The 22266-nt window shown below is 69.3% G+C and carries 19 protein-coding genes and 1 riboswitch; of the genes, 8 read left to right on the top strand and 11 right to left on the bottom strand.

Going from position 1 to position 22266, the window contains the following annotated elements; all coding sequences use genetic code 11:
• Positions 1-7 precede the first annotated feature (7 nt).
• From sdhA to HCA44_RS03415, 3 genes are all read left to right on the top strand, one after another.
• Positions 8-1759 (top strand): succinate dehydrogenase flavoprotein subunit, encoded by a 1752-nt coding sequence (gene sdhA / locus HCA44_RS03425; RefSeq protein ID WP_169647132.1) that lies wholly within the window; start codon positions 8-10, stop codon positions 1757-1759.
• Entirely contained in the window at positions 1759-2526 is a 768-nt protein-coding gene (locus HCA44_RS03420; protein WP_169647131.1) for a succinate dehydrogenase iron-sulfur subunit, read from the top strand. The genes sdhA and HCA44_RS03420 overlap by 1 nt, the downstream gene beginning before the upstream one ends.
• A gap of 206 nt (positions 2527-2732) precedes the next feature.
• Positions 2733-4067: a D-alanyl-D-alanine carboxypeptidase family protein gene (locus HCA44_RS03415; protein ID WP_169647130.1), complete on the top strand. Its 1335-nt coding sequence runs from the start codon at positions 2733-2735 to the stop codon at positions 4065-4067.
• 26 nt (positions 4068-4093) lie between these two features.
• On the opposite strand, the gene yhjD is transcribed toward HCA44_RS03415, so the two are convergent.
• From yhjD to HCA44_RS03395, 4 genes are all read right to left on the bottom strand, one after another.
• Entirely contained in the window at positions 4094-5173 is a 1080-nt protein-coding gene (yhjD, locus tag HCA44_RS03410) for an inner membrane protein YhjD (RefSeq protein WP_169647129.1), read from the bottom strand.
• A gap of 15 nt (positions 5174-5188) precedes the next feature.
• Positions 5189-6211, bottom strand: a complete 1023-nt coding sequence (gene trpS / locus HCA44_RS03405) for a tryptophan--tRNA ligase (RefSeq protein ID WP_169647128.1) — start codon at positions 6209-6211, stop codon at positions 5189-5191.
• A gap of 100 nt (positions 6212-6311) precedes the next feature.
• Entirely contained in the window at positions 6312-7112 is an 801-nt protein-coding gene (locus HCA44_RS03400) for an exodeoxyribonuclease III (protein WP_169647127.1), read from the bottom strand.
• Between the two features lie 10 nt (positions 7113-7122).
• A complete protein-coding gene (locus HCA44_RS03395) occupies positions 7123-8358 on the bottom strand; it encodes an MFS transporter (RefSeq protein ID WP_169647126.1) in 1236 nt (411 codons plus the stop codon).
• A gap of 143 nt (positions 8359-8501) precedes the next feature.
• Here HCA44_RS03395 and HCA44_RS03390 point away from each other — a divergent pair, with 143 nt between their 5' ends.
• The gene (locus tag HCA44_RS03390; protein WP_169647125.1) at positions 8502-9230 is read left to right on the top strand and encodes a DUF427 domain-containing protein; all 729 of its coding nucleotides are present in this window, start codon (positions 8502-8504) and stop codon (positions 9228-9230) included.
• 102 nt (positions 9231-9332) lie between these two features.
• Here the strand turns inward: HCA44_RS03390 and HCA44_RS03385 are convergent, their stop codons facing one another.
• A complete protein-coding gene (locus HCA44_RS03385; RefSeq protein WP_169647124.1) occupies positions 9333-10556 on the bottom strand; it encodes an NADP-dependent isocitrate dehydrogenase in 1224 nt (407 codons plus the stop codon).
• A gap of 291 nt (positions 10557-10847) precedes the next feature.
• A riboswitch (SAM riboswitch) is annotated at positions 10848-10970 on the top strand.
• Positions 10971-11114: 144 nt separating this feature from the next.
• Between HCA44_RS03385 and HCA44_RS03380 the strand changes: the two genes are divergently transcribed.
• Positions 11115-12452, top strand: coding sequence for a bifunctional o-acetylhomoserine/o-acetylserine sulfhydrylase (locus HCA44_RS03380; protein ID WP_169647123.1), 1338 nt, complete (start codon positions 11115-11117; stop codon positions 12450-12452).
• A gap of 86 nt (positions 12453-12538) precedes the next feature.
• The gene (locus tag HCA44_RS03375) at positions 12539-13618 is read left to right on the top strand and encodes a homoserine O-acetyltransferase (protein WP_169647348.1); all 1080 of its coding nucleotides are present in this window, start codon (positions 12539-12541) and stop codon (positions 13616-13618) included.
• 73 nt (positions 13619-13691) lie between these two features.
• On the opposite strand, the gene HCA44_RS03370 is transcribed toward HCA44_RS03375, so the two are convergent.
• Genes HCA44_RS03370 through HCA44_RS03360 form a run of 3 tightly spaced genes read right to left on the bottom strand, consistent with a single transcriptional unit; the run spans position 13692 to position 15456 of the window.
• Positions 13692-13976 carry a DUF3017 domain-containing protein gene (locus HCA44_RS03370; protein ID WP_169647122.1) on the bottom strand — a complete coding sequence of 95 codons (285 nt, stop codon included), beginning with the start codon at positions 13974-13976 and terminating at the stop codon, positions 13692-13694.
• 17 nt (positions 13977-13993) lie between these two features.
• Positions 13994-14851 carry a bifunctional methylenetetrahydrofolate dehydrogenase/methenyltetrahydrofolate cyclohydrolase gene (locus tag HCA44_RS03365; RefSeq protein WP_346764556.1) on the bottom strand — a complete coding sequence of 286 codons (858 nt, stop codon included), beginning with the start codon at positions 14849-14851 and terminating at the stop codon, positions 13994-13996.
• 50 nt (positions 14852-14901) lie between these two features.
• Complete coding sequence (locus HCA44_RS03360) at positions 14902-15456, bottom strand: pentapeptide repeat-containing protein (RefSeq protein WP_169647346.1); 555 nt, start codon at positions 15454-15456, stop codon at positions 14902-14904.
• A gap of 242 nt (positions 15457-15698) precedes the next feature.
• Between HCA44_RS03360 and HCA44_RS03355 the strand changes: the two genes are divergently transcribed.
• Entirely contained in the window at positions 15699-16160 is a 462-nt protein-coding gene (locus tag HCA44_RS03355; protein ID WP_169647345.1) for a tRNA (cytidine(34)-2'-O)-methyltransferase, read from the top strand.
• 21 nt (positions 16161-16181) lie between these two features.
• Here HCA44_RS03355 and HCA44_RS03350 read toward each other — a convergent pair whose 3' ends face one another.
• A complete protein-coding gene (locus HCA44_RS03350; RefSeq protein WP_169647121.1) occupies positions 16182-17075 on the bottom strand; it encodes a LysR family transcriptional regulator in 894 nt (297 codons plus the stop codon).
• A 93-nt stretch (positions 17076-17168) separates the two neighbouring features.
• Between HCA44_RS03350 and HCA44_RS03345 the strand changes: the two genes are divergently transcribed.
• Positions 17169-18272 carry a C4-dicarboxylate ABC transporter gene (locus tag HCA44_RS03345; RefSeq protein ID WP_277350748.1) on the top strand — a complete coding sequence of 368 codons (1104 nt, stop codon included), beginning with the start codon at positions 17169-17171 and terminating at the stop codon, positions 18270-18272.
• On the opposite strand, the gene HCA44_RS03340 is transcribed toward HCA44_RS03345, so the two are convergent.
• The gene (locus tag HCA44_RS03340; protein WP_169647119.1) at positions 18203-18550 is read right to left on the bottom strand and encodes a rhodanese-like domain-containing protein; all 348 of its coding nucleotides are present in this window, start codon (positions 18548-18550) and stop codon (positions 18203-18205) included. The genes HCA44_RS03345 and HCA44_RS03340 overlap by 70 nt on opposite strands.
• 265 nt (positions 18551-18815) lie before the next feature.
• A complete protein-coding gene (locus HCA44_RS03335) occupies positions 18816-22079 on the bottom strand; it encodes an error-prone DNA polymerase (RefSeq protein WP_206037641.1) in 3264 nt (1087 codons plus the stop codon).
• Positions 22080-22266: the final 187 nt, after the last annotated feature.

Raw genomic sequence — 22266 nt, 5'->3', positions numbered from 1 at the left:
ACACTTCATGCAGGAACACCGTTACGACGTCGTCATCGTCGGCGCTGGCGGCGCCGGAATGCGCGCAGCCATCGAGGCGGGCCCCCGTGCCCGCACCGCCGTGCTGACCAAGCTGTACCCGACGCGCAGCCACACCGGCGCTGCGCAGGGTGGCATGTGTGCCGCGCTCGCGAACGTCGAAGAAGACAACTGGGAATGGCACACCTTCGACACCGTCAAGGGTGGCGACTACATAGTCGACCAGGACGCCGCGGAGATCATGGCCAAGGAGGCCATCGACGCGGTGCTCGACCTCGAGAAGATGGGTCTGCCGTTCAACCGCACCCCCGAGGGCAAGATCGACCAGCGCCGGTTCGGCGGTCACACCCGCGACCACGGCAAGGCGCCGGTGCGTCGCGCGTGCTATGCGGCGGACCGCACGGGCCACATGATCCTGCAGACGCTGTACCAGAACTGCGTCAAGCACGACGTCGAGTTCTACAACGAGTTCTACGCGCTCGACATCTCGATCGTCGAGACCGAGGACGGCCCGGTCGCGAACGGCGTCATCGCCTACGAGCTCGCGACAGGCGAGCTGCACGTCTTCCATGCCAAGTCGATCGTCTTCGCCACCGGCGGCTCGGGTCGTATGTACAAGACGACGTCCAATGCGCACACCCTCACCGGTGACGGCATGGGCATCGTGTTCCGCAAGGGCCTGCCGCTCGAGGACATGGAGTTCCACCAGTTCCACCCGACGGGACTCGCAGGCCTCGGCATTCTCATCTCCGAGGCGGTGCGCGGCGAGGGCGGCATCCTGCGCAATGCCGACGGCGAACGCTTCATGGAGCGCTACGCCCCCACCATCAAGGACCTGGCGCCGCGCGACATCGTCGCCCGTTCGATGGTGCTCGAGGTGCTCGAAGGCCGCGGCGCCGGTCCGAACAAGGACTACGTCCTCATCGACGTCACGCACATCCCCGAGGAAACCCTCAACGAGAAGCTCCCCGACATCATGGAGTTCTCGCGCACCTATCTCGGTGTCGACCCGGTCAAGGAACCGGTGCCGGTGTACCCGACCTGCCACTACGTCATGGGTGGCATCCCCACCCGGATCAACGGCGAGGTGCTGCGCGACAACGACAACGTCGTCAAGGGCCTGTACGCCGCAGGCGAGTGTGCGTGCGTGTCGGTGCACGGCGCCAACCGTCTCGGCACCAACTCGCTCCTCGACATCAACGTGTTCGGCCGCCGCGCCGGCATCGCCGCAGCCGAGTACGCCAACTCGGCGAGCTTCACCGAACTGCCCGAGAAGCCCGAGGGCATGGTCGAGGACTGGCTCGAGGTCATCCTCTCGGATCACGGCCACGAGCGGGTCGCGGACATCCGCTCCGAGCTGCAGCAGTCGATGGACAACAATGCGTCGGTGTTCCGCACCGAGGAGCGCCTCACGCAGGCCCTGACGGACGTGCGGGCGCTCAAGGAGCGCTACAACCACATCGTCGTCCAGGACAAGGGCAAGCGCTACAACAGCGACCTGCTCGAGGCCGTCGAGCTCGGCTTCCTGCTCGAAATGGCCGAGGTCACCGTGGTCGGCGCGCTCAACCGCAAGGAATCGCGCGGCGGTCACGCGCGCGAGGACTTCCCGAAGCGCGACGACGAGAACTTCATGAAGCACACGATGGCCTACAAGGAGGGCAAGGAACTTCTCTCCGACATCCGTCTCGACTACAAGCCGGTGGTCCAGACCCGTTACGAGCCGATGGAGCGTAAGTACTGATGTCCGCGCCAGCTGTAGAAGCCCCCGCCCTGCCGCCCGTCCCCGACGGCGCGGTGATGGTCACCCTCAAGATCGCACGATTCAACCCCGAGGTCAGCGAGACCCAGCACTGGGACAGCTTCCAGGTTCCGGCGCTGCCCACCGACCGGCTGCTGAACCTGCTGCTGTACGTCAAGGGCTACCTCGACGGCACGCTCACGTTCCGCCGCAGCTGCGCACACGGCGTGTGCGGCTCGGACGCGATGCGCGTCAACGGCGTCAACCGGCTCGCGTGCAAGCTGCTCATGAAGGACATGCTCCCGTCGGACGGCAAGCCCGTCACGATCACGATCGAGCCCATCCGCGGACTGCCCGTCGAGAAGGACCTCGTCGTCGACATGGAGCCGTTCTTCGACGCGTACCGCGCCGTCAAGCCGTTCCTCATCACGACCGGCAACGAGCCCACGCGTGAGCGCATCCAGAGCCAGCACGACCGCGCGCGCTTCGACGACACCACCAAGTGCATCCTGTGCGCGTGCTGTACGACGTCGTGCCCGGTGTACTGGAGCGACGGCAGCTACTTCGGCCCCGCCGCGATCGTCAACGCTCACCGGTTCATCTTCGACAGCCGCGACGAAGGTGCCGCCGAGCGTCTCGACATCCTCAACGACAAGGAAGGCGTGTGGCGCTGCCGCACCACCTTCAACTGCACCGACGCGTGCCCTCGTGGCATCCAGGTGACGAAGGCGATCGCCGAGGTCAAGCGCGCCCTGCTGTTCAGCCGCTGATCTCGCGGCCGCACCGGCGACCGACGGCCCGGTGTGCGTGTTCTCCCGTCGAGGGAGGGCACGCGCACCGGGCCGTTCTCGTACCGCGTGCCGGGCGAGGTGCGCGACGAGGGGTGCCGATAGGGCCTACCGGTGCATCGCTCTCACCACAATCACAGACCATACGGTCGTCCTGGCGGGCCCCAGCGCATAGGCTCGAAGACGCCATGCTGACACTTCGCACCCTCGCGGTCGTGGCGACGTGCGGTGCACTCGTCCTCGCAGGCGGCACCGCAGCCGCCCAGCCCATCGGAGTACCCCTCCCCGCAGAGCCCGCGCACGAACAGCCGCCGCCCGGCCCGACGACGCCGAACACCGACGCGTGCCCTTTCCGGCTCACCCCGGCGCCCGCGGCGGACGAGTCGGAAGTGCCGCGCCCCGGCGCCGCGGCCCCGGAACCGCTGCCGGTGCCCGCCACCACGATCGGTGGCAGCGCACTGTCGACCTGCGGCTACGCCCTCCCGCCGGGTGCGCCGCCGCTGCCCGAGGGCATCCTCGCTGCGGGCTGGTTGCTGTCCGACGTCGACACCGGCGAGGTGCTCGCCGCGAAGGACCCGCACGGGCGGTACCGCCCCGCGAGCACGATCAAGATCCTGCTCGCTCTCGTCGCACTCGACGAACTCGACCTGAACAAGACGGTCGTCGCGCTGCAGGAGGACGAGGACATGGAAGGCAGCCGGGTGGGCGTGGGCCTCGGCGGCACCTACACGCTCCACACCGTGATGCAGGGCCTGATGATGGCGTCCGGGAACGACACCGCGAACATGCTCGCGCGCGAGCTGGGTGGCGTCGACGCCACCGTCGCAAAGATGAACGCCAAGGCGCAGGCCCTCGGCGCCCTCGACACGCGTGCCGCCACACCGTCGGGACTCGACGGGCCGGGTCAGAGCAGTTCGCCGTACGACCTGTCGCTGCTGTTCCGCGAAGCACTGAAGAATCCGGTGTTCCGTGAGCTGATCTCGGTGCCCGAGGTGTTCTTCCCCGGGCATCCGAAGGATCCGGCCGATCCACTCGACTTCGACCGTCCCGGATTCGAGCTGACCAACGACAACGACCTCCTCTACAACTACCCCGGCGCGCTCGGCGGCAAGACGGGCTTCACGAATGCGTCGCGGCACACCTACGTCGGCGGCGCGCAGCGTGACGGCCGCACACTGCAGGTCACGTTGATGGGCGGCGAGGCGATTCCCGACCGCCCCTGGGTGCAGGCGGCCCGTCTGCTCGACTACGGTTTCGCGCTCCCCGCCGGCACCTCGGTGGGCACGCTCGACTACGCGGCCGGCGCCACCTCGCACTCGACGGTGGCACTCGCCGAACCGCCCGCGGAGGGCACCGGCACCACGGACACCCAGGCCGCACCCGACACGAGCGAGGCTGCCGAGGCGTCCGGCGACTCCGGGTCCGACACCACCGCACGCGTCGTCGTCGGCGTCGTCGGGGGGCTCGTGGTCCTGGCGCTGCTCGCGGGAGCATGGGCGCTGGCACGACGCCGCCGCGACTGAGCCCGAGAGACGACCGGCGCGAAGGGTCAGCGGCGGCGGCCGAACCCGCGCACACCGAGGACCGCGAGCGCGCCCACACCGACGAGGGCGAGTCCGCCGAGCACGCCCGGGCCCTCGCGCACAGTGACGCGGGGCGAGATGACCGCGGGGTCGGGCGGCGGAACGTACGCGAGCGCCAGGCTGCTGCGGGTGGTGGCGGCCCATGCGGTGCAGAACAGCAGCATGCGCGCGGTGAAGAACACGAACACCAGCAGACCGAGAATCGGCCCGAAGGCGACACCTGCGGGTCCACTGAGCACCGACGACAGGTACACGGCGCCGACCTGCTTGAAGATCTCGAAGGCCACGGCCGCGAGCACGGCGGCACCGAGGGCGCTCCGGATCGCGACCGGTTCGCGGGGCAGGCGGGCGATGACCCACGCGAACACCGCCCACATCGCCACGAGACCCACGACGATCGACAGGATGCGCAGCGCGGTACCGATGCCGGTGACGTTGTCGAGGTTGAGCCACTCCACGACCTGGTGCACGACCGGCCCGCTGCCGAGAGCCGAAAGACCGAGGGATACCACGAGCGCGAGCCCGAGACCGATGAGCGCGCCCGCGTCGCCGAGTTTGGTGCGCAGGAAGTTGCCGTCCTCGTGCTTGCTCTCCCACATCGCCGTGAGGGCGTTGCGGACGTTCGCCATCCACCCGAGACCGCCGTAGGCGGCACCGAGCAGACCGAGCACACCGACCGTGTTGCGCGACGAGATGGCCGAATCGACCAGATCGTTGAGCGTCGAGCCGAGGCTGCCCGGTGCGTTGTCGGTGATGCTGTTCTTGATCTCGTCGAGCAGGTCGGGCCTGCCGGCCAGCACGAAGCCTGCGACGGCGAACACGACCATCAGGATCGGGACGAGCGAGAGCACCGAGAAGTACGTGATGCCCGCGGCGTAGTAGTCGCCCTTCTGGTTCTGATAGCGCTGCGCGGCGCGCATGACGTGGTCGAACCACGGGTGGGCGGCACGCTGGCGGGCGAGGAAGCCCGGCTTGTCGGAGTCTCGTTCGGACGTGCTCGAAGGGTCTTCGAGTGCCCCGACATTGCCGTTCTTGTCGTCCGCCATCCCAGTCCTTTCGGGCTAGGTCGTCAGGAACCCGACCCTGTCGTACACGTCCGCCAGTGTCTTGGACGATACCTCCCGAGCGCGGTCCGCACCGGCGGCCAGAACACGATCGAGTTCCGCCTCGTCGGACAGATATTCGTGCACCTTCGCCTGCAACGGGGTGACGAACTCGACCAGCGCGTCGGCGGTGCCTGCCTTGAGATCGCCGTAGCCCTTGCCCTCGTACTCGGTCACGAGCGTCTCGACGGGCGTGCCGGTGAGTGCCGACTGGATGGTGAGCAGATTGCTGACGCCGGGCTTGGCCGACGGGTCGTACCGGATCTCGCGCTCGTTGTCGGTGACTGCCGACTTGATGCGCTTGGCCGACACCTTCGGGTCGTCGAGCAGGTTGATCAGGCCGTTCGGACTCGCCGCGGACTTGCTCATCTTCGACGTCGGATCCTGCAGGTCGTAGATCTTGGCGGTTTCCTTGACGATCTGCGCCTCGGGCACCACGAAGGTCTTGCCGAAGCGCGAGTTGAACCGCGCCGCGAGGTCGCGCGCGAGTTCGAGATGCTGCCGCTGGTCCTCCCCCACCGGCACGCGCTGCGGGCGGTACAGCAGGATGTCGGCGGCCATCAGCACCGGGTAGGTGAACAGGCCGACGGTCGTGTTGTCGGTGCCCTGTTTGGCGGACTTGTCCTTGAACTGGGTCATTCGGCTCGCCTCGCCGAAGCCGGTGATGCAGTTGAGCACCCACGCCAGCTGCGCGTGCTCGGGCACCTGGCTCTGCACGAACAGTGTCGACCGCTGCGGGTCGATGCCGAGAGCGAGCAGCTGCGCCGCCCCGACCTTGGTGCGCTTGCGGAGTTCCTTCGGATCCTGCGCGACGGTGATCGCGTGCAGGTCCGGGATGAAGTAGAAGGCGTCGAAGTCCTCTTGCAGGGGCACCCACTGCTGCAGCGCGCCGATCAGGTTGCCGAGGTGGAACGAGTCGGCGGTGGGCTGGATACCCGAGAGCACGCGGGGTTTCGTCGTACGTTCTGCAGCAGTGGACATGCCTTCGATCTTTCCACGCGTGCACAAGCGGCTTTCAGCGTCCTCCCGCGCCGGCGGAACCGGTCGCCTCGGCGGCTCAGGACCCTCGGCGGCTCAGGACTCAGCGGTACTGCACGGTGACCGGTGCGTGATCGGACCAGCGCAGGTCGTAGCTCGCGGCACGCTCGACGTGTGCGGCCTTGGCTCGCGACGCGAGGCCTGCGGTGGCGAGCTGGTAGTCGATGCGCCAGCCGGCGTCGTTGTCGAACGCCTTGCCGCGGTACGACCACCACGAGTACGGGCCCGGCACGTCCGGATGCAGGTGTCGTACGACGTCGAACCAGTGCGTGGACAGCAGCGCGGCGACCCACTCGCGCTCGTGTGCCAGGAAGCCCGAGTTCTCGACGTTGCCCTTCCAGTTCTTGATGTCGAGCTCGGTGTGCGCGATATTCCAGTCGCCGCACACCACGACGTCGCGGCCGGCGTCATCGGCCGCCGACGCGACGCCGTCGAGGTACCGCGCGAACGACACGAGGAAGCGGTCCTTCTGCTCCTGCTTGGGCGTGTCGACCTGCCCCGTCGGCAGGTACAGACTCGCGACGGTCAGGTCGTCGAAGTCGGCTTCGAGGTAGCGGCCGGCATCGGCGAACTCGTCGTCCCCGTGGCCCACGCGCACCGCATCGGGGGGCCTGCGGGAGAGGATCGCGACGCCGCTGCGGCCCTTGGCAGCGGACTCGGCGGACACCACGTGCCACCCGTCGGCGAGCGGACCGGCGAGCGTCGAGCGCAGCTGGTCGTCGGTGGCGCGGGTCTCCTGCAGGCACACGACGTCGGCGGCCGTGGCACCGAGCCATTCGACGAGGCCCTTGCGCGCGGCGGCGCGCACGCCGTTGACGTTGACGGTGGTGACGATGTGAGGCACGGCGGACAGGCTAACGGACGCCGCCCACAGGCCCGGCCGCCGCGGCGGTGCGCCGCTCCTGGAGTACCGCGACCACGAGTACGCCGACGCCGGCCGCGGCGAGTACGGCACCGACCGCGGCGGGCGCGGTGTATCCGTATGCGGTCACGACGACGCCACCGATCCACGCCCCGAATGCATTCGCGGCGTTGAGCGCCGCGTGGTTGAGCGACGCGGCGAGTGTCTGAGCGTCGGCGGCGACGTCCATCAGCCTCGTCTGCAGCCCCGGAATCGCGGCGGCCCCTGCGAAGCCGACGAAGAACAGCCCGACGAGCGCTGTGACCGGGTTGTGCAGCGCGAGCACGAACAGTGCGAGCACGACAGCCATCGCGGACATCGCCGCGAAGAGGCCGGGGACGAGCGCGCGGTCCGCGAGCCGACCGCCGACCAGGTTGCCGCTGACCATGCCGAGGCCGTAGCCCATCAGCGCGAGCGGCACCCACGAGCGATCCAGGCCCGCGACATCGGTGAGGGAGGTCGCGACGTACGTGTAGACCGCGAACAGGCCGCCGAAGCCGACCATGCCGACGAGCAGCGTGAGCAGTACCTGCGGGCTGCGCAGTGCGCCGAGCTCGGTCTTCGGCCGCGACCGTGGCATCGATGCGAGATGCGGCACGCGCGCCGCGACCGCCAGGAAGGTCGCCACTCCGATCGCGGTGACGAGCACGAACGCAACCCGCCACCCGAACGACTGTCCGAGCCACGACGCCGCGGGCACGCCGACCACATTGGCGACCGAGAGTCCCAGCATCACCATCGACACGCTCTTCGCCCGGTGCCCGGGCAGCGAGATGTGCGCCGCGACGAGCGCGGCGAGGCCGAAGTACGCGCCGTGCGGCAGGCCCGCGAGCACCCGCGCAGCGAGCAACCAGCCGTAGCTCGGCGCGAAGGCCGTCGCGGCATTGCCCACGACGAACAGCGCCACGAGTGCGAGCAGCAGCGCCTTGCGCGGCACCCGCGCGGTGAACACCGCGATCAGCGGGGCACCGATCACGACGCCGAGCGCGTACGCCGAGATCGCGTGGCCGGCGACCGGCTCGGTGATGTCCAGTCCGGCTGCGATGTCCGGCAACAGCCCCATCGACACGAACTCGGTGGTGCCGATGCCGAACCCGCCGAGCGCGAGCGCGAGCAGCGCGATCCTGCGCGCGGTGGGCGTGAGCGACAGGCCGGGCGCCGGGTCGGCCACAGCGGCGGTAGCGGTCACGAAACACTCCTACGCGGTGGGAAACGGTCGGTCGCGGACGCGACCCGGTTCTTCAAGTCCCACGAGGTCCGCGATTGTTCCGCGGCGCCGCGTCCGGTGAGATCTCTCACGGAATGTGCGCGTGCGGAGCACACTCTGAAGACATGGCCCTCGAGATGAACGACGCGATGACCCGGCTGCGCGAAGACCTCCGCTATCTGCCCCTCGTGTCACGGATCCGTGCGCAGGTCGACGGCGTCGTGGTCGCGGATTCGATCGACGCCCTCCTGGTGTGGGAGCCGGGTCAGTACCTGCCGCGCTACGCGATTCCCGGGCAGGACGTGGGGCTCTCGCTCGTCGCGGCGAACCAGACCGGCGACGAGCACACGACTCCCGGCACGTCCTTCCACGTCGCGGTGGGCGGTCGCAGGCGCGGCACCGCATTCCGGCCCGACGACGCCGACCTCGCGACGTACTTCGTGTTCGACTGGGACGGGTTCGACTGGTTCGTCGAGGACGAACAGGTGCTCGGCCACCCCCGCGACCCGTTCCACCGGGTGGACGTCCGCCGCAGCTCACGCCACGTGCGAATCGCGGCGCCCGGCCGCGTCCTCGCCGAAACCGACCGCTGCGCAATGCTGTTCGAGACGAGCTTTCCGTTCCCGCGCTACTACGTGCCGCGCGAGGACGTCGCCGTCGACCTGATCCCGAGCGACACCCGCTCGGTGTGCCCGTACAAGGGCGAGGCGTCGTACTGGAGCGTGCGGGTGGGCGACTCCCTGCTCAGCGACATCGCCTGGACGTACCACCAGCCGCTCGACGTCGCGTCGGGCATCGCCGGGCACGTGTGCTTCTACCACGAGAGGCTCGACACCACCGTCGCCCCGCGCTGATCCCGACATGACAACGGCGCCCGAAACCACAACGGGCGCACTGTCACACCATGTGCATGGAATGCACGTCGTGCGGCAGTGCGCCCGTGTGGGATGCGAACGTCAGGCGTTCGAACGCGCCTTCTGCAGGTTCTCGTCGAGCGCGGCGAGGAACTCCTCGGTGGTGAGGTAACCCTGGTCGCCGCCGACCAGCATCGCGAGGTCCTTCGTCATCTGGCCGCCCTCGACGGTCTTGATGACGACGTCCTCGAGGTCCTGCGCGAAGCCGATGACCTCGGGAGTGCCGTCGAGCTTGCCGCGATGCTCGAGCCCGCGCGTCCACGCGAAGATCGACGCGATCGGGTTGGTCGAGGTGGGCTTGCCCTGCTGGTGCTGACGGTAGTGGCGCGTGACGGTGCCGTGCGCGGCCTCCGCCTCGCACGTCTTTCCGTCCGGCGTGAGCAGCACCGACGTCATGAGGCCGAGCGAGCCGAAGCCCTGCGCGACGGTGTCGGACTGGACGTCGCCGTCGTAGTTCTTGCACGCCCAGACGTAGCCGCCCTCCCACTTGAGTGCGGACGCGACCATGTCGTCGATCAGGCGATGCTCGTAGGTGAGACCCGCGGCGTCGAACTCTGCCTTGAACTCGGTCTCGTAGATGTGCTGGAAGATGTCCTTGAACGCACCGTCGTACGCCTTGAGGATCGTGTTCTTCGTCGACAGGTAGACCGGGTAGTTCTGCTGCAGGCCGTAGTTGAGCGACGCCCGCGCGAAGTCCTCGATCGACTTCGTGAAGTTGTACTGTCCCTGCACGACACCGCCGGCCTCGGGGAAGTTGACCAGCTCGTGCTGGATCGGCTCGCTGCCGTCCTCGGGGGTGTAGGTGATCGTGACGGTACCGGGGCCGGGCACCTTGAAGTCGGTGGCGCGGTACTGGTCGCCGAACGCGTGGCGGCCGATGATGATCGGCTTGGTCCAGCCCGGCACGAGACGCGGAACGTTGGAGATGATGATCGGCGCGCGGAAGATCGTTCCGCCGAGGATGTTGCGGATGGTGCCGTTGGGCGACCGCCACATCTTCTTGAGACCGAACTCCTCGACGCGTGCCTCGTCGGGGGTGATGGTGGCGCACTTGACGCCGACGCCGTACTTCTTGATCGCGTTGGCGGCGTCGACGGTGACCTGGTCGTCGGTGGCATCACGGTGTTCGATGCCGAGGTCGTAGTAGTCGAGGTCGACGTCGAGATACGGGTGGATCAGCTTGTCCTTGATGAACTGCCAGATGATCCGGGTCATCTCGTCGCCGTCGAGTTCGACGACTTTGCCCTCTACCTTGATCTTGGACATGGGTGCTTCGCGTCCTCCTGAGTTTCCTGGGTCGCTGTAGGCGTTTCCCTGGTTGCACGGCCACGAACGCACTTTGTGGGTGGTCCGCGAACGGTTTCGCTTTCAAAGCTAGTCGGTGTGGGACACTCCGAGGAGTCCGGTCCCATACAGAACAAGCGTACTGCTATGGCCTCGGAGTTCAACCGCGGGGTCGCCTCCCGTGGGCTACCGGTGAGTAACAATTCCGCTGCTCAGCCCGGGTCGCCATGCCGACTCGGGCATCGTGCGCACCACCCGTTAAGATCGGCCTCAGGTCATGAGTGCCAGCATCGAGCCCCGGCTTGCTGGCCGGCAACCCTCCACCGCGGTGGGGTGCCCCGGGTGATGACCTGGTTTCCTGATCGAACGGAACGAGTCGGGTGACAAGCGCGGTCCCCATGCCTTGTCAGACGCGTGGAGGTTTTGACCATGTGTTGTTGTCGCGGATAGGCCCCAGCACCGAGCCCTTCCGCGCGCCCACGTGAGAGCACGCTCACATCCGGCGCCGCGCGGATCCGACAACTCTCCGGGAGCACTTCGATGACCGAACCCCGTACCAGCCCCGAGGCCGCGTCCGACACGCCCGCCGATCCGGCGGCAGCCTGGTCGTTCGAGACCAAGCAGATCCACGCGGGCCAGACGTCCGACGCCACCACGCGTGCGCGTGCACTGCCGATCTACCAGACGACGTCGTACACCTTCGACAACACCGATCACGCCGCCGCGCTGTTCGGCCTCGCCGAGCCGGGCAACATCTACACGCGCATCATGAACCCCACGCAGGACGCCGTCGAGCAGCGCATCGCGGCGCTCGAAGGCGGCGTCGCCGCGCTCCTGCTGGCGTCCGGCCAGGCCGCCGAGACCCTCGCCGTCCTCAACCTCGCGGGCGCAGGCGATCACGTCGTGTCGAGCCCTCGCCTCTACGGCGGCACGTACAACCTGTTCCACTACACGCTGCCGAAGCTGGGCGTCGAGGTGTCCTTCGTCGACGACCCCGACGACCTGGACCAGTGGGCCGCGGCCGTGCGCCCCGAAACCAAGGCGTTCTACGGCGAGACCGTGTCCAACCCGCTCGGCGACGTGTTCGACATCCCCGGCGTCGCCGAGGTCGCGCACCGTCACGGACTGCCGCTGATCATCGACAACACCGTCCCGACGCCCTATCTCGTGCGTCCGCTCGAGCTCGGCGCCGACATCGTCGTCCATTCGGCCACGAAGTATCTCGGCGGCCACGGCACGGCCATCGCGGGCGTGATCGTCGACGGCGGGTCGTTCGACTGGACCCAGGGCAGGCACACCGATTTCACCGAGCCCGACCCCAGCTACCACGGTGTCGTGTTCGCCGACCTCGGCGCGCCCGCGTACGCACTCAAGGCGCGTGTGCAGCTGCTGCGCGACCTGGGGTCGGCGGTGTCGCCGTTCAACGCCTTCCTCATCAGCCAGGGCATCGAGACGCTGAGCCTGCGCATGGAACGGCACGTCGCGAACGCGCAGGCGGTCGCGGAGTTCCTCGAAGGGCATACGGGTGTGTCGTCGGTCCACTTCGCGGGATTACCGTCGTCGCCGTGGCACGAGCGCGCCGGAAAGCTCGCGCCCCGAGGCACGGGCGCGATCGTGTCGTTCGAACTCGAAGGCGGCGTCGAGGCGGGCAAGCGGTTCGTCGACGCGCTCACGCTGCACAGCCACGTCGCCAACATCGGCGACGTCCGCTCGCTCGTCATCCACCCCGCGTCCACGACGCACTCGCAGCTGTCGTCCGACGAACAGCTCGCCGCCGGTGTCACGCCCGGACTCGTCCGTCTCGCCGTGGGCATCGAAGGCCTCGACGACATCCTCGCCGACCTCGAGTCCGGCCTGACCGCGGCGGCCGCGTCTTGACCTCCACCTCACCGATCACCGACAGGCACACCACGACCGGACGGGAACACACCGACGTGCAGGAGCTGCTGCTGCCCGACGGCCGGATGAGCTACATCGACATCGGCCCCGTCGACCTCGAGAACGGCGCGCACCTGCCGCACGTCACGCTCGCGGTGCAGCGCTGGGGCGCGCTGTCCCCCGCGAAGGACAATGTGGTGCTCGTCGAGCACGCACTGACCGGCGACTCGCACGTCGTCGGGCCCGCGGACTCCGACCATCCGGCGCCGGGCTGGTGGAACGGCATGATCGGTCCCGGCGCCGCGGTCGACACCGACGAGTGGTGCGTCGTCGCGATCAACGCACTCGGCGGCTGTCAGGGCAGTACCGGCCCCGGCTCGCTCGCGGCCGACGGCCGCGCGTGGGGCAGCCGGTTCCCACGCATCTCGATCCGAGACCAGATCACGGCCGAACGCCAGCTGCTCGACCGACTCGGCATCGACCGACTGGCCGCGGTCGTGGGCGGCTCGATGGGCGGCATGCGCACGCTCGAGTGGGAGATCACGCATCCCGAGCGGGTCGCGGCGGCGCTCGTACTCGCGGTGGGGGCACGCGCCACGGCGGATCAGATCGGCACACAGACGACGCAGATCGAGGCGATCGCGAGCGATCCGGACTGGCAGCGCGGCGACTACTACGGCACCGGACGCGTCCCGGTGCAGGGGCTGCGCATCGCCCGGCGCATCGCGCACCTCACGTACCGCAGCGAGGCCGAGCTCGACAGCCGCTTCACCAACGCTCCGCAAGCCGACGAGAACCCGTGGGACGGTGGCCGTTACGCGGTGCAGAGCTATCTCGAGCACCAGGCCGACAAGCTGGTGGCACGTTTCGATCCCGGAACGTACGTGCTGCTGTCCGAGGCGATGAACCGGCACGACGTCGGACGTGGCCGCGGCGGCATCGCCGCCGCGCTCGCGCGCATCACCGCACCGACGATCGTCGCGGGCGTCGATTCCGACCGGCTCTACCCGCTGCGCCTGCAGGAAGAGCTGGCCGCCGACATCCCGACGTGCGACGGGCTCCGCGTGCTCGAGTCACGCGACGGGCACGACGGATTCCTCACCGAAGCCGAGGCCGTCGCGGCGCTGCTCACCGAGACGATGGAGCTGGCCCGCCGCGAGCGCTGACCCGACGCCCGTGAGCGCTCGACCGGCTCGTGAGCACTCTGCGAGTCCGGGCACGCCGAAATCGCTCACGGGGTCAGTCGGTGCCGAGCGGGTCGATCGACACCGCGAGCCACACGATCGTGCCGCCCACCACGGCAAGGGCACCCACGTCGAAGGCCTTGCTGCGCACCGCGAGCAGGCCCGCAGCGTCGTCGGACAGGACGAGCCGCAGCACGCCCGCGACGACCGCGGCGAGCCCGATGACGAACGCGCCGCGGCGCCAGCGGTCGGCCAGTACGAATCCGACCGCGACGAGCACGATCACGAGTACCAGCAGGATCGGGGCGTGGCGTCGCACCGCTGTCCGCACGTCGGCCATGTCAGCGCACCGGTGCGTCAGGCATCCGCGGCGAGCTCTTCGGCTCGCTCGACCACGTTGGTGAGCAGGAAGGCGCGCGTGAGCGGGCCGACACCGCCCGGATTGGGCGACAGGAAGCCTGCCACCTCGTCGACTCCCTCGGCGATGTCGCCGCGCAGACCCTCCTCGGTGCGGCTGACTCCCACGTCGACGACCGCCGCGCCGGGCTTGACCATGTCGGGCGTGATCAGCGACGGCACTCCCGCTGCCGCGATCACGATGTCGGCGCGGCGTACCTCGGCGGCGAGGTCGCGGGTGCCGGTGTGGCACAACGTGACCGTCGAATTCTCGGAACGACGCGTGAACAGCAGGCCGATGGGCCTGCCGACCGTGACGCCACGGCCGATGACGACGACGTGCGCCCCGGCGATCGGGACGTCGTAGCGGCGCAGCAGGTGCAGGATGCCACGCGGCGTGCACGGCAGCGGCGCGGCCTTGCCGAGCACGAGACGACCGAGGTTGAGCGGGTGCAGGCCGTCCGCGTCCTTCGACGGGTCGATGCGCTCGAGTGCGGCGTTCTCGTCGAGATGCTTGGGCAGCGGCAGCTGCACGATGTACCCGGTGCACTCGGGGTTGTCGTTGAGTTCGTCGATCGTGGCGTCGAGATCGGCCTGCGAGACGTCGGCAGGTAGATGGCGCGCGATGGACGTGATGCCGACCTTCGCACAGTCGGCATGCTTGCCGCGCACGTACGCGGCCGATCCTGGGTCGTCGCCGACGAGGACCGTGCCGAGGCCGGGCGTGACGCCGCGCTCCTTCAGCGCCGCGACCCGCGTGCGCAGATCGTCGAAGAGTTCGTCGCGGGTCAGCTTGCCGTCGAGCCTCGTTGCAGTCACGGCCCGTATTGTCTCAGGTCGCCGCGCGCGGCGTCAGCCAGGCTCGCCTCCTATTCGACGCGCAATCCGTGAGCCGCCGCGAATGCGGCCGCCTGGGTGAGCTCGATACGGCTGTCGCGCAGCGCGGCGGTGCGCCACAGTTCGGGTTCGACGTGAGCGCCGCGCAGGTCGGCACCGTCGAGACGGGTGTCTCCGGTGCGGGCGCCGAGCAGGTCGACCGAACGCAGCACCGTCTCACGTAGATCGGCGCCGACGAGGTTCACCTCGCGCATCATGCAGTCGGTGAAGTCGACACCGCGCAGGTCGGCGCCCCCGAGCGAGGCGAGCGTGAAGTCGACGTCGTCGACCACGATCGGGCGCAGCCGGCACCGCTCGAACGCCGAACCCAGGAAGCTGCAGGCACGGAAGGTGCTGTGCCACAGTGTCGTCCCGGTGAAGGTGCAGTTGCGGAAGGCTGTCTGCACGTGCCGGGACTCGGACAGGTCGGTGCCGGTGAAATCGCACCGCGAGAACACGACTGCGGTGGTGCTCAGACCCGACAGGTCCGCGTCGCGGAAGGTGCAGTCGGTGAAATGCCGCCCGTGCCACTCGCTGCCCGAGCACACCGCGTCGTCGTAGTTCTCGCCCCACTCGTGCTCGGGGGCGGCGCCGGTGCCGCCCGTGTCGTCCGCCACTCGCGCGCTCCCGTCGTCGTGCCTGTCGCGTCTCACGCTAGCGCCGACCGCAACCCGGCGAGGCGCGGACGGCGCGCAGGAGCAGAATCGGAGCCATGATCTCGCGGAATCCGGACCGTCCAGACACACCCGCCCCAGCCGCCTCGGGCCGGCGCGGAGTTCCGTGCGACGTGATGTTCGTGGAGCCGAGGATCCCGCCGAACACGGGCAACGCGATCCGCATGGTGGCGGGGACCGGCAGCACGCTGCATCTGGTCGGACCGCTCGGGTTCGACCTGTCCGAACCCAAGCTCAAGCGTGCGGGCCTCGACTACCACGATCTCGCGTCCGTCGTGGTCCACGAGAACCTCGAAGCCGCGTGGGCAGCGGTCGGCGACGCCCGCGTGTTCGCGTTCACCGCGCACGCGTCGACCTTCCACACCGAGATCGAGTACCGCGAAGGCGACGTCCTGCTGTTCGGGCCCGAGCCCACCGGGCTGTCGGAGGACGTGCTGGCCGATCCGCACGTCACCGAGCGCGTGCGGATCCCGATGCTCGCGGGGCGCCGATCACTCAATCTGTCCAATGCGGCGGCCGTCGTGACCTACGAGGCGTGGCGTCAGCACGGATTCGACGGGGCAGCCCGCTCCTCGTAGTCGGCGCGGCGGGAGTGGCCGTCAGCGCGCGGTGAGGGCGATGTCGAGGAATTCGCGTGCCGCCCCGCGCACGCCCCGGGCGGGGTCCCACACGGCCTGCAACGAGCGAGGCAGCTCGAGGCCCTCGACGTGCACCTCGACCAGTCTGCCGTCGTCGAGTTCGCCTGCGACCGCGAGCGACGACAGCACGGCGGGCGCATTGCCCGCGACGACCGCGGCTTTGACGGCGGTACCCGAGGTGAGCTCGAGCAGCGGCGGTGCGGCGTCGGGTACCGCGTGTTCGAGCGTGGTGCGGGTGCCCGAGCCGGGCTCGCGCTGCACGAGCGGCGTCGCGGCGAACTCGTCGTGCGGCACGGACCCCATGCGCGCCCAGCGATGCCCCGGCGGCACTACGACGACGAGCTGGTCGCGGCCGATCTCGCGGCTGCGCAGGTCGTTCGGGATGTCGGGCCCCTCGACGAAGCCGAGATCGGCTTCGCCGGACCGGACTCGGGCGAGGACCTCGGCGGAATTCTGCAGGCGCACCGACGTGACGACGTCGGGAAACCGGCGCCTCATCGTGACCGTCCACGCGGGCACGAGGTGTTCGGCGATCGTCATGCTCGCGGCGATGTCGACGCCGCGGCTGCGCTCGCCGCGCAGGGCACTCACACCCGACGCGAGTTCCTCGGCCGCGTCGAGGATGCGCCCCGCCCACTCGAGCAGCAGCGCCCCTTCGGCGGTGGGCCGGACCCCCGAGGCGCCGCGGGTGAACACCTTGATCCCGAACTGGCGTTCGGCGGAACGGACACGTGCCGACACGGCCTGCTGGCTGAGACCGTGGGCCCGTGCGGCGGCGCCCATGCTGCCGAGACGCTCGACGGTCACGAGGACGTCGAGGGCGCTCAGTTCGGGAACACGGGGCGACAACGGCACCCGGACGACGATACCGCAGTCACAAGCGCTGTTTGTGAGCGACCAACGCCAACCCTTCTACCGGCCGCGGCGTGCCCCTGAGAGCCTGAGCGCATGACGCCGAAATGGTTTGCCGCAGCGATGGGTACAGGTGTGATCGCCGTCGCCGCGGGACCCTCACACACCGAGCAGGTGATCGGACGTGTCGCGGCGGTTGCCTCCGGCGCGGTGCTCGTCGTCCTGCTCGTGGGATATGCGAGGCGCTGGATCACGACTCCGGCGTCGGCGCTCGCCGACATCGTGGACGACGCGGAGTTCCCGTTCCACGGGGCGATCGCGATGGGCGTTCTCGCAGTGGGCGCGGCAGTGCGCATACATTTCGACGCTCTGCTCGTACCTGCGGTCGGAATGTGGTTCGTGGGAACACTTCTCGGTCTCGCGACCTTCACCGAGGCGATTCGGCGCCGCGCGCGGCATGTGTCCGACGCGCCGCCGACGGTGCTGTTGGCCGTGGTGCCGCCGATGGTGTCGGCGGCCACCGGCGCCGCGCTCGTGCCGCACACCTCCGGGTTCGCGCGCGACGTCCTCGCCTGTGCGTGTTGGACCCAGGTCGCGGCGGTGGCGGTCGGTGTGTTCGCAGTGGGCCGCGGAGTACTCACGCGGCTGCGGCGCAGCGGGCTTCCGGATCCGGCGGCCAGGCCCACACTGTGGATCCCGCTGGGTGTGCTCGGTCAGTCGATTGCGGCCGTGAGCCTGCTCGGCGCCGTGGCGTGGCCGGGCGTGCACCTCGCCGCGGTCGGCTACGGGGTCGTCGTCGGCACGCTCGCCGCGGCCGCGATCGCCGCCCTGACGTACGTGACGCTCACCACATTTGCTGGAGGGCTTCCGTTCTCACCGTCGTGGTGGAGTTTCACCTTCCCGCTCGGCACGTGCGCGGTGGGCGCACACGCCTTCGGGTCCACCACCGGCACAGCGGTACCCCATGCAGTGGGCAGCGCGGTATGGATCGCGCTGTGCGGGATGTGGCTGACGGCCGCGTCGGCGACGGCATGGTGGCTCGTGCGCGGCCTGGGCGGGAAAGCGCCCGTGAAGAACCCGATGGGTGAGAAGGGTCGAACCGGGACGTTCGACCGAGCTGCGGTGTTCGATCAGACCGCAGCGTTCGAGGGAGCCGGGGCGGACTCGGGGGCACCGGCCTCGACGGGGCGTCCGGACTGAAGCCAGGCGGTGGTGCCACCGGACACGGACACGGCGCGAATGCCGTGCGCGTTGAGATAGTTCGCGGCCTGCAGGCTGCGCCCGCCGACACCACAGACGACGTAGACGACCTCGGCGTCGGGGATCTCGTGGGTGCGACCGGCGAACTCGCTCAGCGGGATCAAGGTAACGCCGGGGACGTGTACCTGGATGTACTCGTCGAGCTCCCGTACGTCGATGACGGGCGCTCCGTCGGCAAGGGCGGCCTCGAGGGCCTGAAGGTCACATTCCGTCTTCATGGATTTCGGTTTCGCGATACGCATGACGCACCTCGTACCTGAGCTCTCTGGTCGACTTCTCCAGGCCTTTCGCCTGACAACCAGAGCGACGGTACGCCCTTGTCCACGGGTACACCAGCCCGGCCGCCCATTGTTTCCGAATACCCAGCTCAGTGGGGAGAAAACGGCGCGAAACGGGTGTGTCGTGCACCACCGGAGCCATTGAAAGTTGTCCCACCTTTCGCGTCGGCGGCCACCCTCGGGGTGGCCGCCGAGGCCGGCATTCTCACCGGAAGTCGCGCGACGAACTACGCATCCGCAGATCCATCCGCTGGAGCCGGTCGGCGACCACCGTCACGGCACCCTCGGCGTTCTGCACTCGCCCGCGCACGAGCAGTGCCGGAGCGCTGTTCGCGAGCGTGCGGTACCTGGCCCACAAGCCCGTCGAGCACACGACGTTGACCATGCCGGTCTCGTCTTCGAGGTTGAGGAAGGTGACGCCCGCGGCGGTCGCGGGGCGCTGCCGGTGGGTGACCGCGCCGCCCACCAGGACCCGGGTGCCGTCCGCGACGTCGAGCAGCCGTCCCGCGGGCACGACGCCGAGTTCGTCGAGCTGTCCACGCAGGAACTCGGTGGGATAGCTGTCGGGCGACACCCCGGTGGCCCACACATCGGCCGCCGCGAGTTCGAGATCGCTCATACCGGGCAGCGTGGGCGCGGTGATCGACGTGCCGAGCCCCGGCAGGCGCCCGCTCCGCTCCCCCGCCGCCGCACCCGCGGCCCACAGCGCCTCGCGGCGGGTGAGCCCGAGCGACGCGAGCGCACCCGCGGTCGCGAGCGCCTCCGCCTGCGGCACGGTGAGTTCGACACGGCCGGTGAGGTCGACGAACGACGTGAACGACCCGCCCCGCTCGCGCTCGTCGACGATGCGCTGGGCGAGCGCGTCGCCGATGTGTCGCACCTCGCCCAGCCCGAGTCGCACCTCGAGACCGTGGTTCGAGGTGCCCGCGTGCGCGAGGCTGCGGTTGACGTCGGCCCCGTGGACGGTGACTCCGTGGCGGCGCGCGTCCGCGACGAGCGACTGCGGCGAGTAGAAACCCATCGGCTGCGCGCGCAGCAGGCCCGCGCAGAAGATCGCCGGGTGGTGCAGCTTGAACCACGCCGAGTAGAACACCAGCGATGCGAACGACTGCGAATGACTCTCGGGAAAGCCGAAGTTCGCGAACGAGCGCACCTTCTCGTAGATCCGGTCGGCGACCTCGCCCTCGATGCCGTGCCGCTCCCGCATGCCCGCGAAGAACCGGTCTCGCAGCCGGTCCATCTTCTCCGTCGAGCGTTTCGACCCCATCGCACGGCGCAGCTGATCCGCTTCGGCCGCACTGAAACCCGCGACGTCGACGGCGACCTGCATCAGCTGCTCCTGGAACAGTGGGATGCCGAGCGTGCGCTCGAGGGACGGCTTCAGCGACGGATGGTCGTACTCGACGGGCTCAAGCTCGTTGCGCCGCCGGATGTACGGGTGCACCGAGCCGCCCTGGATGGGGCCGGGGCGGATGAGCGCGACCTCGACGACGAGATCGTAGAACGTGCGCGGGCGCAGCCGTGGGAGCGTCGCCATCTGGGCACGCGACTCGACCTGGAACACACCGACCGAATCTCCGCGGCACAGCATCTCGTACACGGCGGGCTCGGTGAGATCGAGTTGCGCGAGATCGACGTCGAGCTGTTTGTGCTCGGCGGCGAGATCGATCATGTAGTGCAGCGCCGACAACATGCCGAGGCCGAGCAGGTCGAATTTCACCAATCCCACCGCGGCGCAGTCGTCCTTGTCCCACTGCAGGACACTGCGGTTCTCCATGCGGGCCCACTCGACCGGGCACACGTCGGCGATCGGCCGGTCGCAGATCACCATGCCACCGGAATGGATGCCCAGATGCCGTGGAAATCCCTCGATCTGGGCCGCGAGTTCGAGTACGGGCGCGGGAATGTCGGTGCCGGTCTCCTTGCCGACGCCGGTCCAGCGACTGACCTGTTTGCTCCACGCGTCCTGCTGGCCCTGCGAGTACCCGAGAGCGCGCGCCATGTCGCGGACCGACGACTTGCCACGATAGGTGACGACATTGGCCACCTGCGCCGCGTAGTCGCGCCCGTATCGGCGGTAGACGTACTGGATGGCCTCCTCGCGCCGATCCGACTCGATGTCGAGGTCGATGTCCGGTGGGCCGTCGCGTTCGGGTGCGAGGAACCGCTCGAACAGCAGGTTGTTGCCCACCGGATCGACATGGGTGATGCCGATCGCGTAGCACACGGCCGAGTTGGCCGCCGATCCCCTGCCCTGGCACAGGATGTCGTTGTTCCTGCAGAACGACACGATGTCGTGCACGACCAGGAAGTAGCCGGGGAACTCGAGTTGTTCGACGACTCGCAGCTCGTGTTCGATCTGCGCATACGCGTCGGGCCGCGCGGCGCGCGTACCGTAACGGCGCGCGGCACCGTCGAAGGCCAACTGCCGCAACCAACTCGCCTCCGTGTGCCCCTCGGGCACGTCGAAGGGCGGCAACTTCGGGGCGATGAGCGACAGATCGAAGGCACACTCGCGGCCCAACTCCGCCGCGGCGGTGACGGCCTGCGGGTGCTCGGCGAACAGATGTGCCATCTCGTCGCCCGAACGCAGGTGCGCGCCGCCCGTCGAGGCGAGCCAGCCCGCGGCGTCGTCGAGGCTCGAGCGGGCGCCCACCGCAGCCATCGCCATCGCGAGCCGGCTGCGGTCGGGCCGCGCGAAGTGCGCCGCCGTCGACGCGACCACGCCGACGCCCGCTCGCGCGGCGAGCCGCGCGAGGATGCCGTTGCGTTCGACGTCCTCGGGCATGCCGTGATGGGTGAGTTCGACCGTGACGCGCTCGCGGCCGAACCGGTCGATCAGCGCGTGCAGCGCCGACTCGGCGGCCGATTCGCCCGACCGCGCGAGCGCGGCACGCACGCTGCCCTTACGGCAGCCGGTGAGGATCTGCCAGTGCCCGCCCGCGGCGTCGGAGAGCGCGTCGAGGTCGTATCGCAGCATCCCCTTCTCGCCGCCGGCGAGGTGCGCGGCGGCGATCTGCCGGGACAGCCGCCGGTATCCCTCCTGCCCGCGGGCGAGCACCAGCAGGTGTTGGTCGTCGAGGGTGAGTTCGGAGCCGAAGACGGTGCGTACACCGAGTTCGCGGGCGGCCTCGGCGAACCGGACGACGCCGTAGAAACCGTCGTGGTCGGTGAGTGCGACGGCCTCGAGCCCGAGCCGCGCGGCCTCCTCGACGAGTTCCTCGGGCGGGGACGCCCCGTCGAGGAAGCTGTAGGCCGAGTGTGCGTGCAGTTCTGCGTACGGGACGGTCGACTGTCCCCGCACCGCGACACCCTCGTACGGACCCCGCGTGCGAGTCCAGGCAGGACTGTCGTTGCCGTCCCCGGGATACCCGCCGTCCGGCTGTTCGTCGCGGCGCACGGGCGGGCGCCCGGAAAGCACCCGCTCCATCTCGGACCACGTAGGCGGGCCCACACCGAACCCAGCCATCACCACTCCACACTCGGACCCGAACACTTGGATCCGGCCCGTACCCCGGGCCGGCTTTGCAATCGAACTTGTGTTCGATCATCGCTCGAGTCGGCGCCTCCGGGCAAGTCATGACCTCCGGCACCCGCCCCGGCGCGTTCGCCCCCACCCCTCGCGCCCAGTGCCTAGGCTCGGAGACGCACTGCGT

Origin of the sequence: Rhodococcus sp. HNM0569 (assembly GCF_012726205.1) — a bacterium.
Classification (GTDB): Bacteria; Actinomycetota; Actinomycetes; order Mycobacteriales; family Mycobacteriaceae; genus Rhodococcus_F.
This window is presented reverse-complemented; position numbering and strand designations above follow the sequence as displayed.

Excerpts from the sequence above, each read along its gene's own strand:
- sdhA (WP_169647132.1), top strand. The coding sequence starts at position 8 with ATGCAGGAACACCGTTACGACGTCGTCATCGTCGGCGCTGGCGGCGCC.
- HCA44_RS03420 (WP_169647131.1), top strand. The coding sequence starts at position 1,759 with ATGTCCGCGCCAGCTGTAGAAGCCCCCGCCCTGCCGCCCGTCCCCGAC.
- HCA44_RS03415 (WP_169647130.1), top strand. The coding sequence starts at position 2,733 with ATGCTGACACTTCGCACCCTCGCGGTCGTGGCGACGTGCGGTGCACTC.
- yhjD (WP_169647129.1), bottom strand. The coding sequence starts at position 5,173 with ATGGCGGACGACAAGAACGGCAATGTCGGGGCACTCGAAGACCCTTCG.
- trpS (WP_169647128.1), bottom strand. The coding sequence starts at position 6,211 with ATGTCCACTGCTGCAGAACGTACGACGAAACCCCGCGTGCTCTCGGGT.
- HCA44_RS03390 (WP_169647125.1), top strand. The coding sequence starts at position 8,502 with ATGGCCCTCGAGATGAACGACGCGATGACCCGGCTGCGCGAAGACCTC.
- HCA44_RS03385 (WP_169647124.1), bottom strand. The coding sequence starts at position 10,556 with ATGTCCAAGATCAAGGTAGAGGGCAAAGTCGTCGAACTCGACGGCGAC.
- HCA44_RS03380 (WP_169647123.1), top strand. The coding sequence starts at position 11,115 with ATGACCGAACCCCGTACCAGCCCCGAGGCCGCGTCCGACACGCCCGCC.
- HCA44_RS03375 (WP_169647348.1), top strand. The coding sequence starts at position 12,539 with ATGAGCTACATCGACATCGGCCCCGTCGACCTCGAGAACGGCGCGCAC.
- HCA44_RS03370 (WP_169647122.1), bottom strand. The coding sequence starts at position 13,976 with ATGGCCGACGTGCGGACAGCGGTGCGACGCCACGCCCCGATCCTGCTG.
- HCA44_RS03355 (WP_169647345.1), top strand. The coding sequence starts at position 15,699 with ATGTTCGTGGAGCCGAGGATCCCGCCGAACACGGGCAACGCGATCCGC.
- HCA44_RS03345 (WP_277350748.1), top strand. The coding sequence starts at position 17,169 with ATGACGCCGAAATGGTTTGCCGCAGCGATGGGTACAGGTGTGATCGCC.
- HCA44_RS03340 (WP_169647119.1), bottom strand. The coding sequence starts at position 18,550 with ATGAAGACGGAATGTGACCTTCAGGCCCTCGAGGCCGCCCTTGCCGAC.
- HCA44_RS03335 (WP_206037641.1), bottom strand. The coding sequence starts at position 22,079 with ATGGCTGGGTTCGGTGTGGGCCCGCCTACGTGGTCCGAGATGGAGCGG.